Source organism: Streptomyces turgidiscabies Car8 (assembly GCF_000331005.1).
In the GTDB taxonomy this organism is placed as follows: Bacteria; Actinomycetota; Actinomycetes; order Streptomycetales; family Streptomycetaceae; genus Streptomyces; species Streptomyces turgidiscabies.
Genome location: NZ_AEJB01000551.1, coordinates 1 through 6,929 on the forward strand (window position 1 = coordinate 1; position 6,929 = coordinate 6,929).

Below are 6,929 nucleotides of genomic sequence, written 5' to 3' on the forward strand. Positions count from 1 at the left end.
CGCGGGCGATCAGTCGTCAGGGGTGCGTGATGTGTCCGGAGTGGCTCACGCGCCCGAGATGCCGCCGAGGCAGAACTGCCACACCTCATCGGCGGTCACCGGCTGGGCATGGCTGCCCGAGGGGACGCCGTTGGCCTGAGCGGCGAACATGACGGTCTGCATGAGGAGCGCCGCCAGCCTGCGGGGCTTGTCCGCGTGGACGCTGCCCGTCTCGGCGGCCTGCTCCAGCAGCTCGGTGAACAGGTTCAGCAGAGGCAGGTGCGCGGTCGCCACCTGCGCGGGGTGCTTGACCAGCAGTTGCAGGGCGAAGTCGCTGAACAGGGGGCGCTGGACACCGGGGTTGGGCAGCGACTGCTCGAACAGCATCTCCACGGCGATACGCAGCCGGGGCAGCGGCTCTCCCGCGCCCGACGTGGCTTCGCGGATCTCGACCGCCGAAGTGGAGAGGGCGTCCTCGAACAGGGCGAGCAGCAGCTCGTGCTTGCCGTCGAAGTGCTGGTAGAAGCTGCGCAGCGACTGCTTCGAACGGTCGACGACCTCCTGGACGGTGAAGTCCGTCGTCCCCTTCTCCGCGATGAGTTCCTGCGCGGCGTCCAGGAAGCGCTGAACGCGCTGCTCGGCGCGCTGTTTGGCGGCGCGGGTGGATCGCTCTACGGCGCGCTGGCGCCAGGCTGGCTCTTCGGGGATGGCGGTCACCCGCAGAACGATACTGCACTTGAGCGGTAATCAGGCGAAGCTCCCTACCGAATCACGCACCGCAACTTTCGAGACCCTTACTTGCATGGAACGAGAATGTTATTCTCACCTGCATCGCGGACGTACCGGAGCAGTGCCCGCGCGGCATCGAGCTGTCGAAACGAGGGTCGTCTGACATGGCATGGGACTTTTCCACCGAGCCCGAGTTCGAGGAGAAGCTGGAGTGGATCAGGAGCTTCCGCGCCGAGCGCGTGGAACCGCTGGACCTCCTCTACCCCGACCGGGCCTACCATCCCCTCGACGACGAGACCGGGCCGGTCGTCCTGGTCCTCAAGCAACAGGTGCGCGACCAGGGGCTGTGGGCACCGCACCTCGGCCCCGAGCTGGGCGGACGCGGGTTCGGGCAGGTCAGGCTCGCCCTCATCAACGAGATCCTCGGTGCGTCGGGCTGGGCCCCCGTCATCTTCGGCACGGCGGCTCCGGACACCGGCAACGCGGAGATCATCGCCCGCTACGGCACCGAGGAACAGAAGGAGCGCTACCTTCGCCCGCTCCTCGAAGGCGAGTGCTTCTCCTGCTTCTCGATGACCGAGCCGCAGGCCGGAGCCGACCCGACGATGTTCACCACCCGGGCCGAGCGCGATGGCGACGACTGGGTCATCACCGGCCGCAAGTACTTCTCCTCCAACGCCCGCACCTCGAAGTTCGTCATCGTGATGGCGGTGACCGACCCGGACGTCAGCCCGTACAAGGGCATGTCGATGTTCCTCGTGCCGAGCGAAACCCCTGGCATCCGGATGGAACGCAACGTCGGTCTGCTCGGTGAGGGCCCGGAGGACGGCATGCACGCGCTGATCGCCTACGACGGGGTCCGCGTCCCCGGTGACGCGCTGCTCGGCGGGGAGGGCCAGGCGTTCGCCATCGCGCAGACCCGGCTGGGCGGCGGCCGGGTTCACCACGCGATGCGCGTCGTCGGGCAGTGTCAGCGGGCGCTGGACATGATGGCCGAGCGCGCGCTGTCCCGTGAGACCCAGGGCGGCCGGCTCGCGGACAAGCAACTCGTGCAGGCCGATCTCGCCGACTCCTACGCGCAGTTGACCCAGTTCCGGCTGATGGTCCTCCACACGGCCTGGCAGATCGACCGGTACAACGACTACAAGCGCGTCCGCAAGGACATCGCCACGATCAAGTTCCTGACGCCGAAGGTGCTGCACGACATCGTCTACCGCTCGATGCATCTGCACGGCGCCCTGGGCGTCTCCAACGAGATGCCCTTCGCCGACATGTGGACCGGCGCCGCCGTCATGGCCGTCGTCGACGGACCGACCGAGGTCCACAAGATCACCGTGGCCCGCGACCTGCTGCGCGGCTACGAGGCCACCCCCGGACTCTGGCCCACCCAGCATCTGCCCGCACGCCGGGAGTGGGCCCGCGAGCAGCTGGAGAAAATGTGAACACCGACTCGCTCGCCCGCTGGCTGGACGGCCAGGACATCGCCCCCGGCGAACCCGTCGAGATCTCCCTCATCTCCGGGGGCACCTCCAACGACATCTTCGAAATCCGGCGCGGCGACCGGCGGTTGGTGCTGCGCAAACCGCCCGAGAAGGTTCCGCCGGGCCGCAACGAGACCATGCTGCGTGAGTTCCGGGTGCTGAACGCCCTGAACGGGACCGACGTTCCGCACCCGGAGGCCGTCGCGGTGTGCGAGGACACCGACGTCATCGGGTCCTGCTTCTACCTCATGGGCCATGTCGACGGCTGGTCGCCGATGAACGTCGAGGGCGGCTGGCCCGAGCCATTCAAGAGCGACCTCTCCCTGCGCCCCGGCCTCGCCCACGAGCTGGTGTCGGGCATCGCCCGGCTCGGCAACGTCGACTGGCGGGCACAGGGTCTGGAGGGCTTCGGCCGGCCCGACGGCTTCCACGACCGTCAAGTCGACCGCTGGCAGGCCCACTTGGCGAAGTTCAAGTTCCGCGAGATACCCGGACTCGACGCAGCCGCCGACTGGCTGCGCACGCACCGGCCGAGCCACTGGACCCCGGGCATCATCCACGGCGACTACCAGTTCGCCAACGTGATCTTCCAGCACGGCGCCCCCGCCCGCCTCGCAGCCCTCGTCGACTTCGAGATGGCCACCGTCGGCGACCCGCTCCTCGACCTCGCCTGGGTGATCATGGGCTGGCCCGACGCCGACGAGGACCGCTCGCAGAAGGGGTACGTCAGCTACGAGGGCATGCCCGACCGCGCCGACCTCCTGGAGCACTACGCCAAGGTCAGCGGCCGGGACGTGAGCGAGATCGACTACTACGTGGTGCTGGCCCGCTTCAAGATGGCCATCGTCCTCGAAGGCGGCTACGCCCGGCACGTCAAGGGCGAGGGCGGCAACCCGAAGATGGCCTACTACGGCGACACGGTCCTGACGATGGCCGCCCAGGCCGCCGAACTGGCCGCGACGACCCGGCTGTGAGGGCCGCCCGCTGTCACACCCTCGGCGGTCCGGTGACCCTCGAAAACGTCCCCGAACCGCAGGGCGAGGTACTGGTCGACGTGCACTTCGCGGCGGTCAACTTCGCCGACGTGCTGGTGATCGAGGGCGCCTACCAGGTGAAGGCCGAGGTGCCCTTCACTCCGGGGAGCGAGTTCGCCGGGGTGATCGCTCGGGACGGGCACGGCTTCCGCACCGGGGACAGGGTCTTCGGCTCCGTCTTCGTCGGCGCCTTCGCCGAACGCGTCGCTGTCCCCGCCACCAGCCTCCACCGCGTCCCCGCCGCCGTGCCCATGGAACGCGCGGCGGCCTTCGGCGTCTCCCACGCCACCGGCTTCAACGCCCTGCGCCTGGTCGCCGACGTGCGTGAGGGCGAGCGGGTCGCGGTGCTGGGAGCCGCCGGCGGGGTCGGTCTCGCGGCCGTCGAACTCGCCCTGCTGCTGGGCGCGGAGGTGGTTGCCGTCGCCTCCAGCGAGGAGAAACGCGCCGCCTGCGCCAAGCTCGGCGCCCACACCGTCCTGCCGTACGAGAACCTGAAACGGGCGCTGCAGGAGGCCGGCGGCGCCGATGTCGTCGTCGACCCGGTCGGCGGGCCGCACTCCGAGCAGGCGCTGCGCGGGATGCGCTGGGGCGGACGGTTCGTCAGTGTCGGATTCGCGAGCGGGGAGATCCCGGCCATCCCGCTGAATCTCGCGATGCTCAAGGGCGTCACCATCCACGGCTTCGACTTCGGCGGCTGGGCCCGGCACGACCGGGCGAAGCTGGTCGCCGCCCGCACCGAACTGCACCGACTGTTCGCCGAGGGGGCCATTCACCCTCGTATCCATGCCGTGCACCCCCTCGAAGAGGTGGGCGCCGCGCTGCGGCTGGGCCGCGGTGCCATCGGCAAGGTCCTTCTGGAGGTCGCCCGTGGAGTTTGAATTCGACGAGGACCAGCGGCTGCTGCAACGCGTGGTCCGCGAGACGGTGGCCAAGTCGCGAGCCCTGCCCGAGAAACAACTCTGGGCAATGTATGTGGAGTTGGGCTGGCTGGAGGCTCCTCCGGTGGAACTGGCGATCATTCTGGAGGAGTTGGGGTACGCCGCCGATCCGACACCGTTCCTGGCCACGGCCACCTGGTTCGCGCCCCTGGCCGGACGGCTGCCGAACGGCTCCGGCACGGCGGTCTTTGACGGGCTCGGGGAGTACGTCCTCGACGCGGACCATGCGGACGAGATCGCCCTCCTCACGTCGGAGGGAGTCGTCGTCCGCAGCGGCGCCGAGGTGCGCGCCGAGCGCGTCGCCGTCTTCGACCCGACGATCCATGTGGCTCGGGTCAACTCCGACCTAGAACTGGTAGCCGGTGTACCCGAGTTGGCGTTGATGGGGCTGGCCATGTCCACGGTCGGCAGTTGTCGGCGCATCCTCGATCTGGTGGTCGCCCATGTGAAGCAGCGGCATCAGTTCGGGGTACCCATCGGGTCCTTCCAGGCGGTCAAGCACAAGGCCGCCGACATGTACGTCGCGATCGAACGGGCCCGGGCGCTCGCCCTCTACTGCGCCCTCACCATCGCCGAGGACGACCAGGAACGGGCCAGGGCGGCGGCGATGGCCAAGGCGGCGGCAGGGGAGTGCCAACGACTCTGCTTCCAGAGCGGTTTCCAGCTCTTCGGCGCGATGGGCTACACCTGGGAGAACGAGCTGCAGATCCATCTCAAACGGGCCAAGGCCGGTGACCTGCTGCTGGGGACAGCGGCCGTGCACAGGAAGGCGCTGCTGGTATGAGACTCGCCGCCGACCCCGGAATCGAGGAGTTCCGGGCCGAGTTCGCCGCGTTCCTCGACGCCAACCTCCCCACCGCCGAGGAGGCGGTGCCCCGTGCCAGGTCGAGCGCGGACGTGCCGCCCTGGGCCCGGGCATGGCAGCGGAAGCTGTTCGACGCGGGCTGGCTGGTGCCGGGAAACCCGCCCGAGTACGGCGGACGCGACGCCACCCTGCCCCAACTGCTGGCCCACGCCCAGGAGATGTCCCGGCGCCGCATCTACCAGAGTTTCAATCCGCAGGGCGTCGGCATCATCGCGGCCTCGATCCTGAGCTTCGGCACCGACGAGCAGAAGCGGCGGTGGGCGGCGCCCATTCTGCGCGCCGAGCTGACGGCCGCCCTCGGGATGAGCGAGCCGGGCGCCGGGTCCGACCTCGCCGGGCTGCGTACCCGCGCGGCCCTGGAGGGCGACCACTTCGTGGTCAACGGGCAGAAGGTGTGGACCTCCGGAGCCCACGACGCGGACGTGCTGCTGACCTTCGTACGCACCGATCCGGAGGCGCCCAAGCACAAGGGCATCAGCGTGCTGATCGTCCCCACCGACACGGAGGGCGTGGTCAGGCGGCCCTTCGGGTCCATCGCCGCCCCCGACGACTTCGACTTCAACGAGGTGTTCTTCACGGACGTCCGGGTGCCCAGGGAGAACCTGATCGGCCCGCTGAACGAGGGCTGGAAGGTCGCGAACGGCTCGCTCGGGCACGAACGGACCCTGCTGTGGCTGAGCTACGCCGAGCGGCTGGAGGACCTGATCCGGGACGCGCCGAGCGACGAGGAGTGGTACGCCACGCTCCAGATGGACTTCCAGGCGCTGAAGCTGCTGGGGTACCGCCAGCTCGGCACCGACCGGAACCCGGCCGAGGTGTCCGTGCTCAAGCTGTTCGGCTCGGAGGCCGTGCAGAACGCCACCCTGCGTGGCCTGGAGGCACACGGTACGGAGGCCCTGCGCCACCCCGTCTCCACGGCCCCGCACTTCCACATGAACATGGAGGTGTTCTCCTCCAGCTGGTTCGAACGGTACGCGCGCAGCTTCGGCGGGACCATCGCCGGCGGCACCTCCGAGATCCAGCGCAACATCATCGCCGAGCGCATCCTCGGCCTGCCCAGATAGCCGCCGGACCGACAAGGAGCACGCGGATGGACCAGATTCTGTACGAGGTCAAGGACCGGGTCGCGGTCATCACGCTCAACCGGCCCGAGGTCGCCAACGCCCAGACGATGTCGCTCCTCGACGATCTGGACGACGCGTGGAGCCGGGCGGCGGCCGACGACGACGTACGCGTCATCGTGCTGCGCGGCAACGGGCGGCACTTCTCCGCCGGGCACGACCTGAAGGACCGCTGGCCCGGCCCGAAGGAGATCACCCTGGAGTGGATCTACAACGCGGAGAGCCGCAGGTACCTGGAGTACACCCTGCGCTGGCGGAACATCCCCAAACCGTCGATCGCCGCGGTGCAGGGCAAGTGCATCGCGGGCGGGCTCATGCTCTGCTGGCCCTGCGATCTGATCGTGGCCGCCGACAACGCCGAGTTCTCCGACCCCGTCGTGCACATGGGGATCGGCGGCGTCGAATACCACGGCCACACCTGGGAGTTGGGCGCCCGCAAGGCCAAGGAGATCCTCTTCACCGGGCGGGCCGTCACGGCTGCCGAGGCGGAGAGGGCCGGCATGGTCAACCAGGTCGTCCCGCTCGACGAACTCGACGCGGCGGCCATGGACCTGGCCGACCGCATCGCCCAGATGCCGCCCTTCGGCCTGCGCCAGGCCAAACGGGCCGTCAACCAGACCCTGGACGTACAGGGCTTCTACGCGGCCGTCCAGTCGGTGTTCGACATCCACGAGACGGGTCACGGGAACGCGCTGAGCGTGAGCGGGTATCCGGTGCTGACCCGGCTGGAGGGCATGAAGGAGCACATCAAGGGCCAGTGACGCCCTCGCACGAACAGGGCC

General features: G+C 69.2%; 7 protein-coding genes. 6 read left to right on the forward strand and 1 reads right to left on the reverse strand.

Annotated elements, in window-relative coordinates:
* Positions 1-45 precede the first annotated feature (45 nt).
* Complete coding sequence (locus STRTUCAR8_RS39560) at positions 46-696, reverse strand: TetR/AcrR family transcriptional regulator (RefSeq protein WP_006382003.1); 651 nt, start codon at positions 694-696, stop codon at positions 46-48.
* Between the two features lie 176 nt (positions 697-872).
* On the opposite strand from STRTUCAR8_RS39560, the gene STRTUCAR8_RS39565 reads away from it, so the two are divergent.
* From STRTUCAR8_RS39565 to STRTUCAR8_RS39590, 6 genes are read left to right on the forward strand one after another with little or no spacing between them, the layout of a single operon-like run.
* Positions 873-2,150 (forward strand): acyl-CoA dehydrogenase family protein, encoded by a 1,278-nt coding sequence (locus STRTUCAR8_RS39565; protein WP_006381998.1) that lies wholly within the window; start codon positions 873-875, stop codon positions 2,148-2,150.
* Positions 2,147-3,163, forward strand: a complete 1,017-nt coding sequence (locus tag STRTUCAR8_RS39570; RefSeq protein WP_006381999.1) for a phosphotransferase family protein — start codon at positions 2,147-2,149, stop codon at positions 3,161-3,163. Before STRTUCAR8_RS39565 ends, STRTUCAR8_RS39570 begins: the two co-directional genes overlap by 4 nt.
* 32 nt (positions 3,164-3,195) lie before the next feature.
* A complete protein-coding gene (locus tag STRTUCAR8_RS39575; protein WP_234372630.1) occupies positions 3,196-4,101 on the forward strand; it encodes an NADPH:quinone oxidoreductase family protein in 906 nt (301 codons plus the stop codon).
* Positions 4,091-4,945, forward strand: a complete 855-nt coding sequence (locus tag STRTUCAR8_RS39580; protein WP_006382000.1) for an acyl-CoA dehydrogenase family protein — start codon at positions 4,091-4,093, stop codon at positions 4,943-4,945. Before STRTUCAR8_RS39575 ends, STRTUCAR8_RS39580 begins: the two co-directional genes overlap by 11 nt.
* Positions 4,942-6,090, forward strand: a complete 1,149-nt coding sequence (locus STRTUCAR8_RS39585; protein WP_006382004.1) for an acyl-CoA dehydrogenase family protein — start codon at positions 4,942-4,944, stop codon at positions 6,088-6,090. Before STRTUCAR8_RS39580 ends, STRTUCAR8_RS39585 begins: the two co-directional genes overlap by 4 nt.
* A 26-nt stretch (positions 6,091-6,116) precedes the next feature.
* On the forward strand, positions 6,117-6,908 hold the full coding sequence (locus STRTUCAR8_RS39590; protein WP_006382002.1) for an enoyl-CoA hydratase: 792 nt from the start codon (positions 6,117-6,119) through the stop codon (positions 6,906-6,908).
* Positions 6,909-6,929 lie beyond the last annotated feature (21 nt).